Genomic DNA, 22,208 nt, shown 5'->3' on the forward strand with positions numbered 1-22,208 from the left:
GCCCCCGCCCCCCTCGTGGCACCCCTCCACTCCCCGCAGACGACCCCGGCCCGACCGGAGAACGGACAAGTTCGAGCATGACCGCGGTTTCCGAGAACAGCGCAGCGGCCACCAGCGGCCTCGGCGAGATCGAGCGCGACGCCGAGCGCGTCAACGTCGACGACAAGTCGATGATCAACGCCCGCGCCGACGTGAACCAGCTGCTGCCCCTCAAGTACACGTGGGCGTGGGAGAAGTACCTGGCCGGGTGCAACAACCACTGGATGCCCACCGAGGTGGCGATGCAGGCCGACATCGCGCTGTGGAAGTCCAAGGACGGGCTCACCGAGGACGAGCGCCTCATGCTCAAGCGCAACCTCGGGTTCTTCGCCACCGCGGAGTCCCTGGTGGCGAACAACATCGTCCTGGCCGTGTACCGCCAGCTCACCAACCCGGAGTGCCGCCAGTACCTGCTGCGCCAGGCCTTCGAGGAGGCGGTGCACACGCACACCTTCCAGTACATCTGCGAGAGCCTCGGCCTGGACGAGGGCGAGCTCTTCAACATGTACCGCGAGGTCCCCTCGATCACCGCGAAGGACGCCTGGGCGCTCAAGTACACCCAGAACCTGGAGAACCCGGAGTTCCGGACCGGCACGCCCGAGGCCGACCAGTCCTTCCTGCGTGACCTGGTCGCGTTCTACGTGATCTTCGAGGGCATGTGGTTCTACACCGGCTTCGCGCAGATCCTCTCGCTGGGCCGCCGCAACAAGATGGTCGGCATCGCCGAGCAGTACCAGTACATCCTGCGCGACGAGTCGATCCACCTGAACTTCGGCATCGACGTGATCAACCAGATCAAGATCGAGAACCCGCACCTGTGGACCGAGGAGTTCCAGGCCGAGGTGCGGCAGATGCTCACCGACGCCTGCGAGCTGGAGGTGGCCTACGGCCGCGAGACCATGCCGCGCGGCGTGCTGGGCCTCAACGCCGAGCTGTGCGAGAAGTACATGCACTTCATCACCGACCGCCGCGCCGAGCAGATCGGCCTCGCCCCCATCTTCGGCGAGACCGAGAACCCGTTCCCGTGGATGTCGGAGATGATGGACCTCCAGAAGGAGAAGAACTTCTTCGAGACCCGAGTGATCGAGTACCAGACGGGTGGCGGCCTGGACTGGGACTAGGTCCTTCCAGGGAGAACACGATTCTCTCCCCTTCAACGGCCCGGGGCGGGCGCGCGCCCCGGGCCGTTCGCGTGCCCGGGCCTCCCCGATTTGTCACACTGCCCCTTGCGGCCCTGTCCGCGACCATTTCCGAAACCGACCGATTCGGTGTCGTGGATCAAAGAATCAAATGTTGAATTATGTTCGGGAATCGAGAACGCAACGGTGCGGTGCCTCGTGAGGGGCCGGGGGCCGACCGGTCGAGGTTCCGCCGGTTCTCCCTGGCAGTCGCGTTGACCAGGTCGCCCCAGGGGTGCGCGTTCCGGGAGTGGCGCAAGTGAAAGCAGATTCGTCGAGGGTCGAAGGGGTCGTTCACCCCATGGGTATACGGACAGTCCGAGAAGGTTGGTGATCCGCCTTTTCCGGGCGAGAGCGCGGAACACGTCCTAAGCTGACCGAGTGATCCCATCCTGCGATCCCGCGGCCGAAGCGGTCTTCCGCCGCGTCCGGGCCGACAACGCCCTGGAGGTCACCGTCGAGCGGCTGATGTGCGCCATCAGGCTCGGTGTCGTCCCGGCGGGCGGCCGTTTCCCGGCCGAGCGCGACCTCTCCTCCCGGCTCGGCGTCAGCCGTGTCACCCTGCGCGAGGCGATCCAGCACCTCCGGCGAAGGGGCCACGTCGAGTCCCGGCGCGGTCGGGGCGGCGGCACCTTCGTCGCCGAGCCGCCTCCCAGGCCCACCCCCGACGAGGCGCGCCGCGGCCTCGGTGGGACCGGCGCCGCCCTGGACGACCTGCTCGCCTTCCGGCGCACCCTGGAGACGGGCGCGGTGGTCCGGCTGGCCGAGACCGGCCTCACGGCGGACCAGCACGACCTCCTGGACCGTCGTGTGGGCGTGGCCGCCGGCGCCGGACCCGCCGACTACCGGCGCTGCGACACCGTCTTCCACATCACCCTGGCCCAGCTGACCGGATCCGAGCGGACGACCGCCGCGGTCACGGAGGCCCGGATGAGGATCAACCAGCTCATGGACGTGGCGCCGCTGACCGAGGACGCTCTGGCGGCCAGCGACGGGGAACACCGCCGGATCGTCCGGGCGGTGAGGGCGCGCGACCCCGAGGCGGCGCGGCTCGCCCTGGGCGGGCACCTGGCCGGTGTGGAGCGCCGGTTGCGGGAGCTGCTCGGTTGAACGCCCGGGACCGTCTCGTTTCCGAGCGTGGTCCTGTCTCGTTCTCCGAGACCGTTTCGGGGCCACCGGGAATCGCGTATGTCCGATCCGACAAACAGGACTTCGCGGCGATGGCCAGCCGAACAATTCTTCCCGGTCGAAAACTCGACCAGGTCTCGACCGGGTGTTGTTTCGCACACAGGGCATTGTGGTCTGGGCTACCAACCGTGATGATCGGGCCTGTTCTTCACAAACTGCGCGTCACGGTTCAGCCCTCGCGCGTCAATGGAAAGGAGGGGACGGATGAGTGAATCCATGGCATGGTCGGTGGCCACGTTCGGCGTGTACCTGGTCGGCATGGTCGGCATCGGTCTGTGGGTGTACAAGCGCACCGTCTCGCAGTCCGACTTCGTGCTTGGCGGACGCCAGCTGAACCCCTGGGTGAGTGCCCTGAGCGCCAATGCGAGCGACTTCAGCGGCTGGCTGCTGCTGGGCCTGCCCGGCGCCATCTACGTCTCCGGACTCGGTGAGGCCTGGATCGCGGTGGGCCTGGCCTCGGGCTTCGCGGGCAGTTGGATCCTCATCGCCCCGCGCCTGCGTGTGTACACCGAACGTGTCACCGACTCCCGCTCCGGCGGAGAGTCCGATTCGCTGACGCTCTCCTCCTTCCTGGAGAACCGCTTCAACGACCGCACCCGCTCCCTGCGCGCGGTGTCGGCCGTCCTCATCATCGTCTTCTACTTCTTCTACGTGGCCTCGGGCCTCGTGGCGATGGCCTCCCTCTTCGACCAGGTCTTCGGGCTCTCCCCCGCACCGGCCATCGCGATCGGCGTGAGCATCGTCGTCCTCTACACGGTGCTCGGCGGCTTCCTCGCGGTGTCCTACACCGACGTGGTCCAGGCGATCATGATGTGGCTCGCACTCCTGGTGGTGCCCGTCCTGGCCATCACTGTCCTCGGCGGCTTCGGCGGACTCGCCGACAGCGTGTCGGAGAAGGGCGACGGCCTGATGTCCGCCTTCGGCGGGGTCGCGCTCGACGGTGACACGGGTCTGTGGGGCTCCACCGAGACCCTCGGCTGGGTCGTCATCATCTCCGGCCTGGCCTGGGGCTTCGGCTACTTCGGACAGCCCCACATCCTTGCTCGCTACATGGGGATCCGCTCGGTGAGGGACATCCCCAAGGCCGCCGTGGTCAGCGTCAGCTGGGCGGTCAGCGCCATGATCCTCGCGGTTCTGGTCGGCTTCATCGGCATCGCCTACTTCGAGACCCCGCTCGGCGACCCCGAGCAGGTCTTCCCCCGCTTGATCGAGGCCCTCTCACACCCGCTGGTCGCCGGTCTGCTCCTCGCCGCCATCCTCGCGGCTGTCATGAGCACCGCCGACTCCCAGCTTCTGGTGGCCGCCTCAGCGCTGACCGAGGACGGCTACAAGGCCTTCGTCGACAAGGACGCCTCCCCCAAGTCGCTGCTGTGGATCAGCCGCGGCACCGTGGTCGCGGTGGCCCTTGTCGCCGCCGGTGTGGCGCTCTGGGGCAACCAGTCCGTTATGGACCTCGTCGGCTACGCCTGGGCCGGGTTCGGCGCCGGGTTCGGTCCGGTCCTGCTGCTGGCCCTGTTCTGGAAGCGCATGACCTGGGCTGGCGCGCTCGCGGGCATGGTCGTCGGCGGTGCCACGGCCATCGTCTGGGACATCGTCGACAGCAACTACTTCGGCACCGGCCTGTACGCCATGGTGCCGGCGGTCGCCCTGAGCTTCGCCGCGATCTACCTGTGCAACGGCATGGGCAAGGTCAGCGCACAGATGGAGGAGGACTTCGACAAGGTCGTCCGTGAGATCGGGGAGGGCGAGACGCCGGAGGCCGAGAAGGTCGCCTGACGCCACTCTCCTACGAGGCCCGTGGACCGCCCTTGGCGGACCGCGGGCCCCGTAACGAAAGGCTTCCGTGCCCGTGTCACGTTCGGCACGGGCACGCTCGCGCTCTGGCGCCGCACCCTCCAGAACGGTAGAACGGTGACATGTCGTCACTGACGGAACACCCGGCCGCCTGGACCCGCACCGACGTACCCCAGGGGTTGGGGCTCGGAGCGGTACTTCCCGAGCCCGACGGCCACCGGCTGGAGGCCGGGGAGACCGTGGTGGAGGGGGAGGAGCGCTTCTTCACGCGCTTCACCGTCCGCACGGACCTGGCCTGGACGACCCGCGAGGTCCGCGCCGAGGTGCTCTCCACCAGCGGTCCCAGATCGGTCACGCTCCGGGCCCAGGACGGCCACTGGACCGACGCGGACGGCCGCCCGCTCCCCGAACTGGTGGGCTGCCTGGACGCCGACGTCGCGGCCACCCCCCTCACGAACACGCTCCCCATCCGCCGCCTCGGCCTGCGCCCCGGAGAGCACCGGGACATCGCGGTCGCGTGGATCGACATCCCCTGCCTGCGGGTCCGCCGGGTCCGTCAGCGCTACACCCGCCACCCGGCCGAGGACGGGTTGGAGCGGTACACCTACCGCGACCCCCTCCACGGCGAGTACCGACTGTCCGTGGACGGTGACGGCGTGGTGGTGGACTACGAGCGGTTCGCCCGCCGCCTGCACGCGGACGCCTGACCACGTGGTGAAGCGATCCCCCGCAAGGGTGATAATCGGTGGACCACGCACCACACCCAGGGAGCGCACGTGACCGAGACCGAGCTGAGCGAGCAGCGCCGCGAGATCATCCGCGACCTCGAAGTCCCCGAGCACTTCGACGTCGACGCCGAGATCGAGCGCCGCGTCGCCTTCCTCGCCGAGAGACTCACCACGACCGGTGCCCGCGCGCTGGTCCTCGGGATCAGCGGGGGAGTGGACTCGCTCACCGCCGGACGGCTGTCCCGTCTGGCCGTCGACCGCGCCCGCGAGGCCGGACACGAGGCCGAGTACGTGGCCGTGCGCCTGCCCTACGGGGTCCAGAAGGACGAGGAGGACGCGGCCCGCGCCGTGGAGTTCGGCGCCCCCGACCGCTGCCTGACCGTGGACGTGCGCCCGGCCACGGACGCCATGGCCGCCTCCCTCATCGAGGCCGGCGTGACCCACGAGCACGCCTTCGCCGAGGACTTCGTGGTCGGCAACGTCAAGGCCCGCCAGCGGATGATCGCCCAGTACGCGATCGCGGGCGGCCTGCGCGGCCTGGTGGTCGGCACCGACCACGCCGCCGAGGCCGTCACCGGCTTCTTCACCAAGTACGGTGACGGCGGGGTCGACCTGGTTCCCCTGACCGGCCTGACCAAGCGCCGGGTGCGGGCGGTCGCCGCCGAACTCGGCGCCCCCGAGGACCTGGTGAACAAGGTGCCCACGGCCGACCTGGAGACGCTCACCCCGCAGAAGCCCGACGAGGACGCGCTGGGGCTGACCTACGACCAGATCGACGACTTCCTCGAGGGCCTCCCGGTCTCCGACGAGGTGGTCCGCACCCTCGTGGACCGCTACCGTGTGACCGGGCACAAGCGCGCCCTCCCCACCGCTCCCTGATCCCCCCGGGTCCCCGCGGCACCACCTCGCCCCGGCGCCCCACCCGCACCCCCGGCACCGCGGACACCCCCGCGTCCCCGGCGCACCGGGGGTCCCGGTAGTGCTGGCACCACCCTCAGGGGGTGGGCAGGCCGTCGGTGAGAGAGGGTACCCAGCGCCCTCGCGGCCCCTTTGACCTGGCGCCTAGAGTCGATACCAGCGACGCGTCACCACTGCCGTCATCCGTATCGGTGAGCGCCCGTCAGCAGGGCACGCACCGGGACGTGTCGGGACCCCCCACAGGTCAGCACAGCCCGGTCAGCACGTCCAGGCGCCACCGGTGCCGGGACGTCCCCCAGAACCCGGGAAAGACCAAGGAGCGACAAGCCATGACCGTGACCGTCGAACCCGCGGGCGGGGACCGGCCCCCGACCGCCGCCACAGCACCGGCGGTGGCCGCGCCCCGTTCCAGGAGCCGGGACCGTTTCCTCGACTTCCTGCGCCTGTTCGTCATGGTCCTGGTGGTCATCCAGCACTGGTGGCTGCCGGTGCTGACCGTGCAGTCCGAGGGCGAGCTCGCCGCGACCAGCGTCCTGAGCACACCGGGCGGGTTCGCGCTCACCTGGGTGTCCCAGGTCATGCCGCTGATCTTCTTTGTGGGCGGCGCCGCCAACCTGATCAGCTGGCGTTCGGCCCAGAACCGGGGCGAGTCCGCCTCGGTCTGGTGGGCCAAGCGGCTGCGGCGGCTGGCCTGGCCGGTGGTGCCCCTCGCGGTGGTGTGGATCCTCGCCTCGCACCTGGCGGTCCTGGGCGGAGCCCCCCAGCAGCCGGTGCTGGTCGGCGCGGGGGCGGCGGGCATGGTCCTGTGGTTCCTGGCCGCGTACGTGCTGGTGGTGGTGGCCACTCCGATCCTGGTGGCCGCCCAGGACCGGTTCGGTTGGTGGGTTCCGGCGGCGCTGCTGGCCGGCGCGATGGTCGTGGACCTGAGCCGGTTCGGGTTCGGGGTGGAGGCCTTCGGCTTCCTGAACGTGGCCTTCGTCTGGCTGGCCGTGCACCAGCTGGGATTCCGGTACGCGACCGGTGCGATCCGCCGCCCCCACGCGGTGGGGATGGCCGCGGTCGGCGCCGTGACCGCCGTGGTCCTGGTGTACGTGGGGCCCTACTCCCTCAACATGACCGGCGTGTTCGCCGCCGAGACCTCGAACGTGGCCCCGCCGACCCTGGTGCTGGCGGCGTTGGGCGCGGTGCAGGTCGGCGTCGCGATGCTCCTGCGGGACTGGATCTCCGCGTGGTCGGACCGGCCCGGTCCGGCGCGGATGCTGGACCGCGTCTCGCCGCAGCTGATGACCGTGTACCTGTGGCACATGCTGCCGATCTCCGTGGTCGCCGGGGCCGTCGTGTACGGACTGGGGATCAACACGCCCGACCCGATGACCGGGCTGTGGCTGCTGTGGGGCGTGCTCGGCGTGGCGGTCCTGGTGCCGCTGCTCCTGCCGCTGGCCAACTGGGCGGTGCGGTTCGAGGAGCCGCCGAAGGTCCTGCGGGGCGACCCCGGGCTGGTCCGCGTGCTGGCCGCCGCCGCGCTGATCGGCGGAGGGCTGCTGGCCCTCACCGTGGCCGGTCTGGGCTTCGGTCTGGCGCCGGTACTGGGCCTGGTGGCCGTGGTCTCCGGTCTGCTGCTGACCGCCGCACCGCGTGCGCGCTCCGCCGTCGGGTCAACGCGAGCACAGCTTTTGCCCAGTTTCCTGGTTCGACCCGGTGGCCGGGACGGTTACCCCGGGTAGACCGGTGGGATGAACCCCAGACGCATCGCCTTCGAACGGCGCGGAAGCGGTCGCCCCGTGGTCCTGCTGCACGGGCTCGGGGATCGAAGACAGAGCTGGGAGGCGGTGTCGCCCCGGTTGGCCGCCGACTACGAGGTGGTCAGCGTGGACCTGCCGGGGTTCGGGGAGTCCCCGGCGCCGGAGCTGGACGAACCCTACGACGTGCACAGCCTGGTGCGGGTGATCCGGGAGTTCTGCGAGCTGCACGGGTTCGAGCGGCCGCACCTGGCGGGCAACTCCCTGGGCGGCTCCATCGCCCTGGAACTGGGGGTCCAGGGGGTGGCCGGTTCGGTGACGGTGTTCTCACCGGCCGGGTTCTCCGACCGGCTCGCCCGTTGGGGTATGCGCACGGTGGGCGCGGTGGCCAACCTCGCCACCCACCTGCCCATGCCGGTCAAGGAGCGGCTCGCCGACACCCCGCCCGCGCGTGCGGCCGCGCGCATCGCCCTGCGCGGCGACCCCTCCTCGCCCGAGGCCAAGGCGACCCGGTTCGGTATCCAGGGGCTCACTCCGGGGGCGCCGTACGTGCGCATGGTGCCGAGGATCGCCGACTACGACTTCACCTCGCGCCCGATCACCTGTCCGGTCACCATCGCCTGGGGCGACCGGGACCGGACCCTGCTGCCCTCCAGCGCCGAGCACGCCCACCAGCGGGTCCCCAACGCGCGCATGGTGTCGCTGCTGGGGGTCGGACACATCCCGATGGCGGACGACCCCCTCAGCGTGGCCGAGCACATCCGCTGGACGTGCAGCGCCGCCGACCGGGCCCGGAGAGGGGCGAGCGGAGCCTTCCCCGGGAGACGCGGCGCGGGATAGCGTGGCGGGCGGAACGACTGCCTGAGGAGGCACTGGTTTGACCACTTCGACACGCCCCGCGCCGGGGTCCCCCGCGTGGTTGGGAGCGGAGGAACGGCGGCTGGTCGACTTCGCCGCCGGTGCGGCCGTCCCCGACGGGTTCGGCTGGCTGGACGCCCGGGGCGGTGTGGAGCCCGACCGCCCCACCGAGACCTGGATCACCGCTCGCATGACGCACGTGTTCTCCCTGGCGCACCTGCGCGGTGACGCCCGCGCCGCCGGGTTGGCCGACCACGGGCTGGCAGCCCTCGCCGGTCCGCTGCGCGACGCCGAGCTGGGCGGATGGTTCGACGAGGTGCCGGCGGAGGATTCCACCAGTGCCCGGGAGCGCTCCCAGAAGCTCCCGGACAAGTCCGCCTACCCCCACTCCTTCGTCGTCCTGGCCGCCTCGTCCGCGACCCTCGCCGTCCGGCCGGGCGCGCGCGATCTGCTCGACGAGGCCCTGAGGGTGTTCGACACGTACTTCTGGGAGAAGGAGGCGGCCTGCGTCCGGGAGAGCTGGGACGCGGACTGGACCGTCACCGAGCCCTACCGAGGGGCCAACAGCGCCATGCACTGGGTGGAGGCGCTCCTGGCCGCCGGCGACGCCACCGGTGACACCGGCTGGACCCGCCGGGCCCTGGCCATCGCCGAACGCCTCGTGCACGGGGTGGCCGCCGCGCACGACTGGCGCCTGCCCGAGCACTTCACCCCGGAGTGGCGGCCGGTGCCGGACTACAACCGCGACCAGCCGGACCACCCGTTCCGCCCCTACGGCAGCACCACCGGCCACCTCCTGGAGTGGGCCCGCCTGCTCATCCACCTCGAACTCGCCCTGGAACGCGCGGGCGAGGCCGCCCCCGCGTGGCTGCGCGCCGACGCGGAACACCTCTTCGCCAACGCCGTCCGGCGCGGTTGGGGGGTGGACGGTGCGGAGGGGTTCGCCTACACCCTGGACTGGGAGGACCGTCCGGTCGTGCGCCAGCGCATGCACTGGGTGGTCGCCGAGGCCACCATGGCCGCGTGGGTGCTGGCCCGGCGCACCGGCGACACCGCCTACACCGAGCAGTACGAACGCTGGTGGGACTACGCCGACCGCTTCCACGTGGACCGCGAGCACGGCAGCTGGCGGCACGAGCTCGACCCCGGCAACCACCCCTCGGACGCGGTGTGGGCCGGCAAACCGGACGTCTACCACGCCTACCAGGCCGCCCTGCTGCCGCAGGTCGGGTTCTCGACCTCGATCGCGGCCGCCCTGCCCGGCAAGGGAGGGACACGGTGAGCGAGGAGGCAACGACCACCGAACCCGGAACGCCTCGGCTGGTGGTGGTCGGGGAGAACGTCATGGACCTGCTGCCCACCCGGCACGGCCTGGGCGTGCTGCGGGCCGCACCGGGCGGCGGCCCGGCCAACACGGCGCTGGCCGCCGCCCGACTGGGAACGCCCACCCGGTTGCTCGCCCGGATCGGTGCCGACGGCTTCGGGAATCTGATCCGGGAGCGCCTCCTCACCGGGGGTCTGGACCCCTCGGGGCTGGTCGCGGCCGAGGAGCCGTCCGCGCTGGCCCTGGCCACTCTCGGCGAGGACGGTTCGGCCCGCTACGACTTCCGCATGGACGACGCCGCCGACTGGCGCTGGCAGCCCGGCGAACTCCCCGGCACCCTGGAACCCGGCGTGGTGGCCCTGCACGCCGCCTCGATCGCCCTGTTCCGGGAACCGGGGGCCTCGCGGATCGAGGCGCTGCTGCGGCGCGAGCACGGTCGGGGGCAGGTGACGGTCTCCCTCGACCCCAACATCCGGGCCGATGTGGTCGGGGACCCGGCCGAGGCCCGCGCGCTGGCCCTGCGGCATGCGGCCCAGGCGCACGTGGTCAAGGCCAGCGACGAGGACCTCGCCTTCCTCTACCCGGAGTACACGCCGGAACGGGCCGCGCACGCCCTGGCCGCTCTCGGTCCGGCGCTGGTGGTGGTCACCCTCGGCGGGGACGGGGCCTTCGCCCTCTCCCACGGTGTGGTGGCCACGGTCCCCGCGCCGAGTGTGGAGGTCGTGGACACGGTCGGGGCGGGCGACTCCTTCATGGGAGCCCTGCTCCGCCGCCTCGACCTGGACGACAGGCTCGGCGAGCGGCCGCGGAGCCGCCTGTCCGGGCTGACCGAGGCGGACCTCACGGACCTGCTGACCTTCGCCGTCACCGCCGCCGCGCACACGGTCACCCGGGAGGGGGCCGACCCGCCCACCACCGCCGACATCCAGGAACGCCTCGCGGGTTAGACGTCCCCCCGGCGGGCGCACTCCCTCCCGTCGGGGCTCAGACCCGGGGGCTCCGGGGACGGGGAACCGTCCCCAGACCCTCGCGGGTCTGGGCCACGACGTGGTCCACCACGTCGGTCATCCGTTCCCGCCGCGCGTAGGCCAGGCGCTGGCGGTGGGCACCCGAGCCCACGGTGAGGACGCGGTCGAGCAGGGAGGACACCAGGTCCGTGTCGCCGGAGACGGCCAGGCCCGGCAGGGCGGCGCGGCGTACCCGCTCCATGGCGGCGCTCGCGGTCAGGGACTCGCCGGTCAACGGGTCGGGAACCACCCCCTCCAGCCCCTCCCGGGCGGCCCGCCACACTGCGGCGCGCAGGGCGTGCGTGGTGACGGCGGGAGCGGGGACCCCGTGCCGCACGTCGGTGAGGGCCCGCGTGGCCAGGCCACGGGTGAGGGTGGCGAAGAGCAGGGCCTCCTCCGCGGTGGCGGCCACGTCGCCCACCCGGATCTCCAGGGTGGGGAGGTGGTCGGAGAGGCGGATGTCCCAGTAGACCATGTGGCGGTCCAGGATCGCCCCGGTGGAGGTCAGCCCCCGGACGGCGTTCTCGTGCTCCTTGACGGTGCCCATCAGCGGCGGCGGTCCGGCGGACGGAAGCCGGTTCCAGGTGACCGTGCGCCAGCTGGCGTGACCGGTGTCCCGGCCGGACTGGAAGGGCGAGTTCGCGGCCAGCGCGACCAGGAAGGGCAACCAACGGCGCAGGTGGTCGCTGACGGCGACGGCGGCGGCGGGGTCGGGGATGCCGACGTGGACGTGGCAGCCGCACACCACGTGGGAGTCGCGCAGGGCGCCGAAGTGGGTGGCGATGGCGGCGTAGCGACGGCCGTCGCTGACGGCGACCGACGCGGGGTCGCCCAGGATCGGGGTGCCGGTCGCGGCGACGGCCAGGCCCGCGCCGTCGGCGGCCCGGTGGAGTTCGGCCCGTGCGGCCTCCAGGAACGCCCGGGCCTCCTCCGAGGTCGTGCACACGGGACTGTTGGCCTCCACCTGGGCCCGGGTGAACTCGCCGCACAGGTGGGGGCCGAAGGTGCGGGTGCGGGCCAGGACGTCGGGTGCGCGGGAGAGGATGCGGCGCGTGCGAGGGTCGACGACGAAGAACTCCTCCTCCACACCGAACGTCAGTGGTCGGTTCGCGGCGCCGACGGCGATGCGTCGGTCGTCCGCTGTCAGGGAGCGGTTCTCCATGCGGGTCCTCCGGCTGTCCGATCCAGTGTGTCCCGCACTGGATATCCCGCACGAGGACGGCGGCGACAGTGTCCCGCAGTGGACAAAAAGCTATCCACGAGTCGTTTGTATCGTTTGTCTGTTTCGCCGACGGCGCGCTCCCGCGCACGGTGTCCTGACTACCTGGACGGACGTGCGCGGCGTTCCGGAATCGCGCCACGAGGGTGACCGGTATCACTTTTCTGACACCGAAAAGCCGTTCTGACCACCGGTTTCGCTTGCGGAACACCATCCCCGAGACGGCACCCGCGAACCACCAGAACCCCCGTGCGCGGGCGCCACTCGCGGCACCGGGCGGGTATCGGTGAAACGACCAGTGTGTCCGTTCACATCTGCCGGAGCGGGGCGGCGCTGTGCGAATGTGAACAACGTGACGGAACGGTACACGGAGCCCCCGAGCGTACGTCTCCGGGGCCGGGACGCTGAGCGGAGGACCCTCGCCGACGCCCTGGGCGACGCGAGGTCCGGCCGAGGCGCTTCCGTGCTCCTCACGGGTGGTCCGGGCCAGGGACGGAGCCTCCTGCTCGATCACATCCGCGACACCGCAGGTGACTTCACCGTCCTCCACGTGGGCGGGGTCCGCACCGAGACCGACCTCCCCTGCTCCGGCCTCCAACGCCTCCTGCGCCCCGTAAGACCCGTGCTCGACCGACTCCCGGCGCCCCAGCGCGACCTCCTGCGCGAGGCCCTCACCCGGGGCGGCGGCACCGGCACGGACCGGTACCCGCTCTACACCGCCGTCCTCGAACTCCTCTCAGAGGCGAGCACCGAACGGCCCCTCCTGCTGTGCGTGGACGACGCCGAACTCCTGGACGCCACCTCGCTCGACGCCCTGGCGTTCGCCGCGCGGCGTCTCACCGGGACCCGGATCGCCGCCGTGTTCGCGGCCCGGGACGGGCACCCCCGACCCACCGCCCCCGGCCCGGTCCCGGGGGTGACCGAACTGGTCCTCGCCCCGCTGGAGGACCGCGCGGTGCACGACCTGCTCACCGACCGCGCACCCGCCCACCTGTCCTCCCCGGTCCGCACCGGACTGGTCCGCGCCGCGCACGGCAACCCCGCGGCCGCCCTCGGCTTCCTGGCGTCCCTCACCCCGGAGCAGGTCCGGGGCGAACGCCCCCCGCCCGAACCCCTCCCGCTCACGGCGCGGTTGCGCTCCGCGCAGCTCGCCCCCTACGAGGAGCTGCCCGACGACGCCAGGCGGCTCCTGCTGCTCGGTGCGCTGGCCGCCGAACCCCGGGTCCACCTGCTCCTGGACGCCATGCGCGAACCCGACGACCCCGAACCCGCACCCTCGGTGTCCACCCTCGAACCGGCCGAGGAACGCGGCCTCGTGCGGGTGGACGGCGACACCCTGGTCTTCCCCGACCCGCTCCTGCGGGAGGCCCTCGTCCAGGGCACCACCGCCGGCCGCCTGCGCGCGGCCCACCGAGCCCTGGCCGGGGTGACCGACCGCGAACACGCCCCGGTCGAGTTCGCCAGGCACGCCGCCTGCGGCGCCGAGGCTCCCGACGCCGACCTCGCCGACCGGATCGCGGCCGCCGCCAGGCGGGCCAAACGCCTGGCGGGGCCGCTCGCCGCCTCCCACACCAACGAGCGCGCCGCCGCCCTCACCCCCGACCCCGACGAACGCGCCTGCCGCCTGGCCACCGCCTCCTACGAGTCCCACCTCGCCGGAGAGCCCGAGCGCGCCGCGCGGCTGCTCGGGCGGGCCCGACCGCTCGCGGTCTCCGACCGCCGCCGGGCCGTGGTCGCCCTCATCGAGGCCGCGTTCGAGACGTGCGACGCCAACGCCGTCGACGCCGCCGAACGGTTGTACGCCGTCGGCCGCGACCTCATCCCGCACGACCGCACCCTCGCCCTGCGCGCCCTGGTCCGCTCCGCCGACAGCGCCTCCTACGCGGGGGACCCGGTCCGCCATGCCAGGGCCACCGAACTCGCCGTCCCACTGGTCCGCCCGGACGACCCGCCCTCGATGCGGCTGATCGCCGCCTTCCTGGAGGGGTGCACGGTCTCGTTCCGGGGCGACTACGTGAACTCCACCCCGCTGCTGCGCGAGGCGATCCGGCTCTCACACGGAATGAGCGCGCCCTCGGAGCTGGTGTGGGCGGGTATCTGCGGCCTCCGCCTGGGGGACGCCTCCTTCGTCCGCACCGTCACCACCCGTGCGGCGGAGTCGGCCCGATCCCGAGGTGAACACGCGTTCGTGCCCCCGGCACTGGCCTTCCTGGTCTTCTCCGAGTTCTGGAGCGGGCGCTTCCCGTCCGCCGCCGGGACCGCACTGACCGGGCTGCGCGCCTCCCGCGAGTCCGGCCAGTCCATCTGGGTCGCCCAGAACCTCGCCTCGCTGGCGATGATCGCCGCCATCCAGGGCGACGTCGACACCTGCCACATCCGGGCGCGCGCGGTGACCGCCCAGGCCGGAGAGAAGAGCCTCGGGCTGCCCTCCGCCCTGGCCTCCTGGGCCCTGGCCGTCCTCGAACTCTCACGCGGCAACGCCGCCGACGCCTTCTTCCGGTTGCGATCCCTGGTGCACGCGGGCCCCGGACACGGGCACCCCACCATGCGCCTGCTCACCGCCCCGCACTTCGTGGAGGCCGCGGTCCGCACGGGCAAGACCGGGTGGGCACGCGCCTCCCAGGCCGGGTACCGGGGCTGGGCCGAGGCCGTGGAGAGCCCGAGCCTCCTGGCCCTGGCCGCCCGCGGGGACGGTCTGCTCGCCACCGGGGAGGAGGCGGCCGACCACTTCGAGACCGCGCTCGACCTGCACCGGGCCTGCGGGGACGACGACGTCGAACACGCGCGCACCCAGCTGCTCTTCGGTGCCTCGCTGCGGCGGTCCCGCCTGCCCGGGCGCGCCCGCGAGCACCTGTACAACGCGCTGGAGACCTTCGAGCGCTTCGGGGCGCGGCTGTGGGTCCGGCAGACCCGCGCCGAGCTGCGCGCCATCGGGACCGCCGAACGCGGCCCGCAGACCCCTGCCACGGGGGACCTGACCGCCCAACAGCAGCAGATCGCCCAGCTGGTGGCGGGGGGCGCGACCAACCGTGAGGTGGCCGCGCACATGTTCATCAGCCCGCGCACCGTGGAGCACCATCTGCGCGGCATCTTCCGCAGGCTCAACATCAGGTCCCGAGTGGACCTGGCCCGACTCCTGAACTGAACACGTCCCGGGACCGGACGCGACGGCGCGTGCGGGCGCCCCGTCGCGCCGACCAGAGGATACCAACTGGTCGGTATGAGATCCGGCAAGGGGCCGGAGAGAGGCAGTCATGACAACGACCGCACCGGAACACCTCCTGACAGCGGACGGGGTGACCGTGCGCTTCGGAGGGCTCACCGCGCTCGACGACGTCGGACTCCGGGTCGACCCGGGCTCCGTCGTCGGTCTCATCGGACCCAACGGAGCGGGCAAGACCACCCTCTTCAACGTCCTGTCCGGGGTGCTGCGCCCCACCAGGGGAGCCGTCTCGTGGAAGGGGGCGCCGCCGCCCGGAAGGCGCACCCACCACCTGGCCAGGGCCGGGATCGCCCGGACCTTCCAGGGCCTCAACCTCTTCCCGATGATGCCCGTGCTCGGGAACGTGATGGTGGGCGCCGACCGCCTCGCCAGGGGCGGAGCGTTCTCCCTCGTCAGCGGCCTCGGACGGCACCACCGCGACGAACGCGAGCTCAGGGAGCGGGCCATGGCCGCCCTGGAACGCTTCGGCGTCGCCGAGCACGCCCACCGGCTGCCCGGCACCCTGCCCTACGGGGTGCAGAAGCAGGTCGCCCTCGCCCGGGCCTGCGCCGGCGAACCCGAACTGCTCCTCCTGGACGAACCCGCCAGCGGACTCTCCGGCCACGAGACCGCCGAACTGGCCGATCGGATCCGGGGACTCAGCCAGGACATGGCGGTGGTCCTCGTCGAACACCACATGGACCTGGTCATGGACGTCTGCGACCGTGTCGTGGTCCTCGACTTCGGCAGGGTCATCTCCTCCGGCACCCCCGACGAGGTCCAGGCCGACCCCGCCGTCACCCGGGCCTACCTGGGCACCTCCACCGGCCCGGCCACCGGACCCGACGACCGGAACGGGGACCCCCGATGACCCGGCCCCTGCTCACCGTCGAGGACCTCAGCGCCTCCTACGGCGCCGTCCGAGCCCTCGACGGCGTCAGCCTCACCGTCCCCGAACGCGGACTGTGCGCCGTCCTCGGGGCCAACGGCGCGGGCAAGACCACCCTCCTGCGCACCCTCACCGGCCTGCACCGCGCCGCTTCGGGACGGGTCCTGCTCGCGGACGAGGACATCACCCGGCTCCCCACGGAGAAGGTCATCACCCGGGGCCTGGCCCACGTCCCCGAGGGCGGCGGCGTGGTCGTCGAACTCACCGTGGAGGAGAACCTGCGCCTGGGCGCCCTCTGGCGCGCGGACCGACGCGACCGGACCACCCTCGACGAGGTCATGGACCTGTTCCCGCCCCTGGCGCAGCGCCGCGCGAAGGCCGCCGCCACCCTCTCCGGAGGGGAGCGGCAGATGCTCGCCATCGGCCGCGCGCTCATGGCCCGGCCCCGCGTCCTGCTCCTCGACGAACCCTCGCTCGGCCTCGCGCCCCTGATCACCCGGCGCATCCTCGACCTGCTCCGCGACCTGCGCGACCGCACCGGCCTCACCGTCGTCCTCGTCGAACAGAACGCCGCCGGGGCCCTGTCCGTGACCGACCACGGCTACGTCCTCAACCAGGGGAGCGTCGTGGCGGAGGGGCCCTCCGCCGAGCTCCTGGCCGACGACCGCACGCGCCACGCCTACCTCGGCTTCTGAGGGAGACCCATGAACTACTTCGTCACCCTGACCCTCAACGGGCTGGCCTCCGGGGCGGCCTACGCGGCACTGGCACTGTCCCTGGTGATCATCTACCAGGCCACCCGGCTGGTGAACTTCGCCCAGCCCGCGCTCGCGCTGCTGTCCGTCTACACCGCCTACACGGTCACCCAGCTCACCGGTTCCTACTGGCTCGGGTTCGCCGCCGCCCTCACCGCCGGGCTGCTGGTCGGCGCCTTCGTGGAGCGCGTCATCATCCGTCCCATCGCCCGCACCTCCCAGCTCAACGCCATCATCGTCACCCTCGGCCTCCTCCTGGTGGTCCAGGGCGGGGTCGGCATGGTCTGGGGCAACGAGCAGCACGGCTTCCGCTACGCCTTCAGCTACGTGGGCCGCTTCGCCCCCTCGGACGTGTTCGCCCTGGTCTCGGTGGGGGTGGTCGCCCTCCTGCTGTTCGCCCTGTACCGGTTCACGCCCCTCGGACTGCGGATGCGCGCCGCCGCCTTCCACCCGGAGGCGGCCCGGCTCAGCGGGGTGCGGGTCGGCCTCATGCTCACGGCGGGCTGGGGCATCGCCTCCCTCATCGGCGCGCTGGCGGGCATGCTCGCCGGACCGCCGTTCATCTCGCCGAACGTCTTCGACGTCGTGTTCGTCTTCGGGATCACGGCGGCGGTGGTGGGCGGCCTGGACAACCCCTTCGGCGCCGTGATCGGCGGTCTGCTCATCGGGCTCGGTATGTCGTACGTCTCCGGGTTCCTGGGGCCCGAACTGGCGACCCTCGCCGCCCTCGTCATCGTCGTGGCCGTCCTGAGCGTGCGCCCCGACGGCATCCTCTCCCGACCGACCGCGCGAAAGGTCTAGCCAGCCATGCCCCTGCCCGTCCGCCACCTGCTCCTGGCCGCCCTCGGCCTGGCCGCCGTCGCCGGGCTGCTGTCCGTGACCGGCGACCTCACCGCCCTGCGCATCGCCGCGGTCGGGTACACCATGCTCGCCGTCGCCGGACTCCAACTGCTGGTCGGCGGCTCCGGACAGGTCTCCCTCGGCCACGGCGCGTTCATGATGATCGGCGCCTACTCCATGGCGCTGCTGGTCCTGCACCAGCCGACCCTGCCGCTGGCCGCCAACCTCGGCGTCATCGTCGTGGTGTCCGTGGCGGCGGGCGTCGCGGTCGGCGCCGCCACCGCGCGCCTGCACGGCCCCTACCTGGCCGGGGCCACACTCATCCTGGCCGTCGGCCTGCCTGGGCTGGCCCACCGGTTCCACGCGTTCCTCGGCGGCAGCAACGGCCTCAACATCCGTACCGCCGGGGCCCCGCCGTTCCTCGACGGACTCGTGACCACCAGCGAGTGGCGGGCCCTGGTCGTGTGGACCACGGTCGTGCTCGGCCTGGCCGTGCTCGCCACGATCTCCGCCGGGCGCCTCGGCCGCCGCATGCGCGCCATCCGGGACGACGAGACCGCCGCCGCCATGGCGGGCGTCCCCGTCGGCGCCACCAAGGTCGTCGCCTTCGTGATCGCCTCGGCGGCGGGCGGCCTCGCAGGCGGCCTCCAGGCCTACGTGCTCGGCACCGTCACCCCCAGCAGCTTCACCCTCGTGCTCTCGCTGACCCTGCTCGCCGCGCTGGTGCTCGGCGGCATCGGCAGCCTGTGGGGCGCTCTGTGGGCCTCGATCGCCATCGTCTACCTGGACGTGTGGGCCACCGACCTCGCACGGGCGGCGGACCTGGGACGCAACGCCGAGAACAACCTGCCGGTGGTGTTCTTCGGCGTCGTCCTCATCCTCGTCCTGCGCTTTTGGCCCCTCGGCGTCCACGGCGCCCTCCGAAGCCTCGGAGCCCGCCTTCGGGCGGTCCGCTCCGACACCTCCTCGAGAACCCCCCAGTGAAGGAGACAACCATGCGCGAACACGGAACCCGGGTCCTGTTGGCCCCGGCCCTGGCCCTGGTCATGCTGGCCGCGGCCTGCTCGGGCGCGGGCGAGGTCGGCCAGGGGGCCGACGTCGACCTGGACGTGGCGCCGGGCGTCACGGACGACGCCGTCGTCATCGGCACCCACCAACCGCTCACCGGTCCGGCCGCACCCGGGTACCTGGCGGTCTCCCAGGGAGCGGGGGCCGTGTTCGACTACGTGAACGACCAGGGCGGGGTCAACGGGAGGCGGATCGACTACCGGGTCGAGGACGACGGCTACGACCCCTCCCGGACCATCGACGTCACCCGCCAACTGGTCATCGAGGACGAGATCTTCGCGATGGTGGGCGGCCTCGGCACGCCCACCCACGGAGGAGTCATCGACTACCTCAACGACGAGGGCGTGCCCGACGTCTTCCCGGCCTCGGGTGCCCTGGCCTGGAACAACACGGAGGAGCACCCGCTCACCTACGGCTGGCAGACCGACTACACCAAGGAAGCCAAGATCCAGGGCGAGTACATCACCGAGAACTTCCCCGGGCAGGACGTCGGCTACCTGTTCCAGAACGACGACGTCGGCGAGGACTCCCAGGCCGGACTCGACCAGTACCTGTCCGACGAGGTCGTGGCCCGCGAGCACTACGAGTCGGACATCCCCGACCTCGGCTCGCAGATGGCGGAGTTGGAGAACGCCGGGGCGGAGGTGGTCGTCTGCTCCTGCATTCCGGCCTTCGTCGCGCTCGGCATGCTCGAGGCCGCCCGGATCGGCTACGAGCCCCAGTGGGTGATCTCCAGCATCGGCGGGGACACCGCCACGCTCCAGGCGCTGCTCACCGAGTTCACCGAGGACACCGACGCGGAGGGCGTCCCGGCCGACGCCTTCCTCGAAGGGGCGGTCGTGACGAGCTACATGCCGCGCGTCGAGGACGAGGACGACGAGTGGGGCCGCTTCTTCGTGGACGTGTACGAGGAGTACGGGCACGGCGGGCCGCCCACCAACACGCACATGTTCGGCATGACCCAGGCCGTCATGTTCGCCCAGGTCCTGATGTCAGCGGGGGAGGACCTCACCCGCCAGTCCCTGGTCGACGCCCTGGAGACCCAGGAGTGGCAGGGGCCGGGTTTCACGCCCTTCTCCTCCAGCGAGGGTGACCACGGCGGCCACCAGGGCGTGTACGTCGTGCGGTTCGAGGCGGGCGGCGCCATCGAGATGGTCCAGGAGGCCCGGGTGACCGACCGCGAGGACGGCCCCGTCGAGGAGGTCGACTTCGAGCGGCTCTCCCCGCAGGACCTGCCCTTCCACGACTAGTCCCGCAGTCCCGGCAGCTGTCGCGGCCCCTGGCACCCGAGGGGCGCTCGCCCCGCTCCGTTCACTGTGTGCCGCACCCCGTTCTCCCGTGGGGGAGGGCGGGGTGCGGACGCTTCCTCCGCGGAGCGGGAGGGCCCCGGGAACGCGGGGACGGCCGGGTCGCTCCGGAGGGGACGCCTGGTCGGGTCCGGAACCCGCGAGACGAGCGCGTCCAGTGCGCCGTACGACGGATCTAGGCCAGAGAACCCGTCCCCGCACCGAGTGAGTCCGAGACGAACTCGGGGAAGGAGCGGGGAGCCCTGCCGGTGACGTCCTCCACCACCGTGGTCGTGCGGTCCTCCGCCCCGGCGGCGATCCGCTCGTCCATGGCGGCCAGCAGGTCCGCGAACCGCGCGGGCAGCCCGTGCCCCTGATGGAGCCGGGACAGCTCGGCCACGCTGACACGGCGGTGCCGGACCGGACGCCCGGTCGCCTCGGTCAACGTGGCGGCGACCTCGTCGAAGCTCAACGGTCGCGGCCCGGTCAGCACCAGGTCCGCTCCGGCCGGAACCTCGCCCATGAGCGCACGCGCCGCGACCGCCGCGATGTCACCCGGGTCGATGAAGGGGGTCCTGCCCTGCCCGGTCGCGCTCACGATCTCACCGTCGCGCCGGTGGGAATCGGCGTGCGGGTGGTTCCCGGTGAAGTTGCTGGAGAACCAGGTGGGACGCAGGACCACCGGGTGGGGGACGAAGGAGCCCAGGCGGGCTCCGAGCGCGCCGGGACCCGGGGCTCCGACCGGCACCGCGGACGAGCCGAGCAGGACCACCCGCTCCACGCCCTCGGCGCGGGCGGTCTCCAGGAACGGGACGACCGGGGTCTCCGGGTCGGTGGCGCCGGGGGGAGCCACCAGGTACACCGCCCGGACGCCCCGTAGAGCGTCAGCGTGGGTGGTCGGGTCGGCCCAGTCGAAGCGCACGTCGGCGCCGGGGGAGCGCCCGGCCCGTCGGACGGGAGCGCCGTGGTCGGCCAGGAGGCGGGCGAGGCGGGAGCCGGTCGTCCCGGTGGCTCCGGTGATCAGGATCGTCACAGCGCGGCCTCCGCGTCCGGTCCGAAGTCGAGCGGGTTCCAGTAGTCGCGGTAGTGCCGGATCAGGCCGCCGGAGATCGTCAGAACGGCCACGTAACGTGCTGTGTAGGGTGCGTCGGTGGGGACCCTGCGTCCGCTCACCGCCAGTTCGGCGACGATGACGTCCGGGGCGGTGGTCTGGTGGACGGTGACGTCGTGCACGCTCAGGACGTTGAGCTTGTCGGTGTAACCGGCCAGGTAGGACTCGATCGTCTCTCGGCCTTCGAGGCGTCGGGGAGCTCCCGGGGGCGCGAAGGGGAACTCCATCACGGCGTCCTCGGCGTACAGGGCGGTGAAGGCCCGCATGTCGTGGGAGAGCAGGTGTTCGCTGGCGCGGTGGAAGACCGTCGTGGGGCTGTCGGGCACAGTCGCTCCTCTAAGCTGTGACACATAATCGGACCGATGGTCCGTTTCGACTATAGCGGACTGTCGGTCCGTTTTGGGGGTGGAGTCCGTGCGGGCGGACAAGGCGCGTAACCGAGAGGCGATTCTGGCGGCGGCGGCCCGTCTGTTCGACGAGGCGGCCGACCCCGACCAGATCTCGATGGACGCCGTGGCAGGGGCCGCAGGGGTCGGCAAGGGTACGGTCTTCCGCGGCTTCGGAGACCGCAGTGGCCTGATCCGGGCGCTGTACGACGAGTACGCCGCCCGTGAGTTCCAGGCCCTGCCCGAGAACGTGCCGGACCTGCTGATCCGTGTCTGGGACTTCAAGCGGCGGCACCGGGTGCTGGCGCTGGCGCTGGAGCAGGAGGGCTTCGCCAGTCCGTACGGCAATGAGAGCTACGACCGGCTCCACCGGCACCTGGCGGACCTGGTCAGTCGGGCCCGGGGGCCGCGCAACGCCGACTTCCTCGCGCACGCGCTGTTGGCCGCCGTGCGTGGCGACCTGGTCGAGTACGTACGGGAGGAGTCCGGGGTGGACCCGAGGGAGGGCCTGCGCGAACTGGCGCGGTCCGTCCTGGGGCGGTCAGGCGGGGACGGGGTGGCCGGGGTGGCCGGACGAGGCCAGGACCCGATCGACGAGGTCCCCGACGAAGGTGCGTGAGGGCGGCTCCGCCTGGAAGGAGGTCCTGGCCAGGACACCGCCCACCAGGAGTGCCAGGGA

Annotated in this window: 18 protein-coding genes and 1 pseudogene; 16 read left to right on the forward strand and 3 right to left on the reverse strand. The window is 72.1% G+C overall.

Annotated elements, in window-relative coordinates:
* Positions 1-77: 77 nt before the first annotated feature.
* From BDW27_RS18810 to BDW27_RS18850, 9 genes are all read left to right on the forward strand, one after another.
* Entirely contained in the window at positions 78-1,160 is a 1,083-nt protein-coding gene (locus BDW27_RS18810; protein ID WP_017544419.1) for a ribonucleotide-diphosphate reductase subunit beta, read from the forward strand.
* A 438-nt stretch (positions 1,161-1,598) separates the two neighbouring features.
* A complete protein-coding gene (locus tag BDW27_RS18815; protein WP_110050654.1) occupies positions 1,599-2,327 on the forward strand; it encodes a FadR/GntR family transcriptional regulator in 729 nt (242 codons plus the stop codon).
* Between the two features lie 282 nt (positions 2,328-2,609).
* The gene (gene putP / locus BDW27_RS18820; protein WP_233515816.1) at positions 2,610-4,181 is read left to right on the forward strand and encodes a sodium/proline symporter PutP; all 1,572 of its coding nucleotides are present in this window, start codon (positions 2,610-2,612) and stop codon (positions 4,179-4,181) included.
* Positions 4,182-4,321: 140 nt separating this feature from the next.
* Complete coding sequence (locus BDW27_RS18825; protein ID WP_110050656.1) at positions 4,322-4,906, forward strand: putative glycolipid-binding domain-containing protein; 585 nt, start codon at positions 4,322-4,324, stop codon at positions 4,904-4,906.
* A 69-nt stretch (positions 4,907-4,975) separates the two neighbouring features.
* Positions 4,976-5,806 (forward strand): ammonia-dependent NAD(+) synthetase, encoded by an 831-nt coding sequence (nadE, locus tag BDW27_RS18830; RefSeq protein ID WP_017544423.1) that lies wholly within the window; start codon positions 4,976-4,978, stop codon positions 5,804-5,806.
* Positions 5,807-6,174: 368 nt separating this feature from the next.
* Positions 6,175-7,569, forward strand: coding sequence for an acyltransferase (locus BDW27_RS18835; protein ID WP_110050658.1), 1,395 nt, complete (start codon positions 6,175-6,177; stop codon positions 7,567-7,569).
* A 9-nt stretch (positions 7,570-7,578) separates the two neighbouring features.
* Complete coding sequence (locus BDW27_RS18840) at positions 7,579-8,424, forward strand: alpha/beta fold hydrolase (RefSeq protein WP_110050660.1); 846 nt, start codon at positions 7,579-7,581, stop codon at positions 8,422-8,424.
* Between the two features lie 37 nt (positions 8,425-8,461).
* The gene (locus BDW27_RS18845; RefSeq protein ID WP_110050662.1) at positions 8,462-9,724 is read left to right on the forward strand and encodes an AGE family epimerase/isomerase; all 1,263 of its coding nucleotides are present in this window, start codon (positions 8,462-8,464) and stop codon (positions 9,722-9,724) included.
* Positions 9,721-10,713 (forward strand): carbohydrate kinase, encoded by a 993-nt coding sequence (locus BDW27_RS18850; protein WP_110050664.1) that lies wholly within the window; start codon positions 9,721-9,723, stop codon positions 10,711-10,713. Before BDW27_RS18845 ends, BDW27_RS18850 begins: the two co-directional genes overlap by 4 nt.
* A gap of 37 nt (positions 10,714-10,750) precedes the next feature.
* Here the strand turns inward: BDW27_RS18850 and BDW27_RS18855 are convergent, their stop codons facing one another.
* On the reverse strand, positions 10,751-11,935 hold the full coding sequence (locus BDW27_RS18855) for a glutamate--cysteine ligase (protein ID WP_110050666.1): 1,185 nt from the start codon (positions 11,933-11,935) through the stop codon (positions 10,751-10,753).
* Positions 11,936-12,344: 409 nt separating this feature from the next.
* On the opposite strand from BDW27_RS18855, the gene BDW27_RS18860 reads away from it, so the two are divergent.
* The 6 genes and pseudogenes from BDW27_RS18860 (at position 12,345) to BDW27_RS18885 (ending at position 19,996) form a co-directional block, all read left to right on the forward strand.
* Positions 12,345-15,137, forward strand: coding sequence for an AAA family ATPase (locus tag BDW27_RS18860; protein WP_233515817.1), 2,793 nt, complete (start codon positions 12,345-12,347; stop codon positions 15,135-15,137).
* A gap of 109 nt (positions 15,138-15,246) precedes the next feature.
* A complete protein-coding gene (locus BDW27_RS18865; RefSeq protein ID WP_110050670.1) occupies positions 15,247-16,065 on the forward strand; it encodes an ABC transporter ATP-binding protein in 819 nt (272 codons plus the stop codon).
* Positions 16,062-16,778, forward strand: a complete 717-nt coding sequence (locus BDW27_RS18870) for an ABC transporter ATP-binding protein (RefSeq protein ID WP_110050672.1) — start codon at positions 16,062-16,064, stop codon at positions 16,776-16,778. The genes BDW27_RS18865 and BDW27_RS18870 overlap by 4 nt, the downstream gene beginning before the upstream one ends.
* A 9-nt stretch (positions 16,779-16,787) precedes the next feature.
* Positions 16,788-17,639 carry a branched-chain amino acid ABC transporter permease gene (locus BDW27_RS18875; protein ID WP_049577668.1) on the forward strand — a complete coding sequence of 284 codons (852 nt, stop codon included), beginning with the start codon at positions 16,788-16,790 and terminating at the stop codon, positions 17,637-17,639.
* 3 nt (positions 17,640-17,642) lie between these two features.
* A pseudogene (locus BDW27_RS18880) lies at positions 17,643-18,662 on the forward strand (branched-chain amino acid ABC transporter permease); the annotation flags it as partial.
* 11 nt (positions 18,663-18,673) lie between these two features.
* Positions 18,674-19,996, forward strand: a complete 1,323-nt coding sequence (locus BDW27_RS18885; protein WP_017544434.1) for an ABC transporter substrate-binding protein — start codon at positions 18,674-18,676, stop codon at positions 19,994-19,996.
* A gap of 232 nt (positions 19,997-20,228) precedes the next feature.
* Here the strand turns inward: BDW27_RS18885 and BDW27_RS18890 are convergent, their stop codons facing one another.
* Positions 20,229-21,065 carry an NAD(P)H-binding protein gene (locus BDW27_RS18890; RefSeq protein ID WP_110050676.1) on the reverse strand — a complete coding sequence of 279 codons (837 nt, stop codon included), beginning with the start codon at positions 21,063-21,065 and terminating at the stop codon, positions 20,229-20,231.
* Positions 21,062-21,469, reverse strand: a complete 408-nt coding sequence (locus tag BDW27_RS18895; RefSeq protein WP_017544436.1) for a nuclear transport factor 2 family protein — start codon at positions 21,467-21,469, stop codon at positions 21,062-21,064. The genes BDW27_RS18890 and BDW27_RS18895 overlap by 4 nt, the downstream gene beginning before the upstream one ends.
* Before the next feature lie 88 nt (positions 21,470-21,557).
* On the opposite strand from BDW27_RS18895, the gene BDW27_RS18900 reads away from it, so the two are divergent.
* The gene (locus tag BDW27_RS18900) at positions 21,558-22,148 is read left to right on the forward strand and encodes a TetR/AcrR family transcriptional regulator (RefSeq protein WP_233515818.1); all 591 of its coding nucleotides are present in this window, start codon (positions 21,558-21,560) and stop codon (positions 22,146-22,148) included.
* Positions 22,149-22,208 lie beyond the last annotated feature (60 nt).

This window comes from Nocardiopsis sp. L17-MgMaSL7, assembly GCF_003182025.1.
Taxonomy (GTDB): domain Bacteria; phylum Actinomycetota; class Actinomycetes; order Streptosporangiales; family Streptosporangiaceae; genus Nocardiopsis; species Nocardiopsis prasina.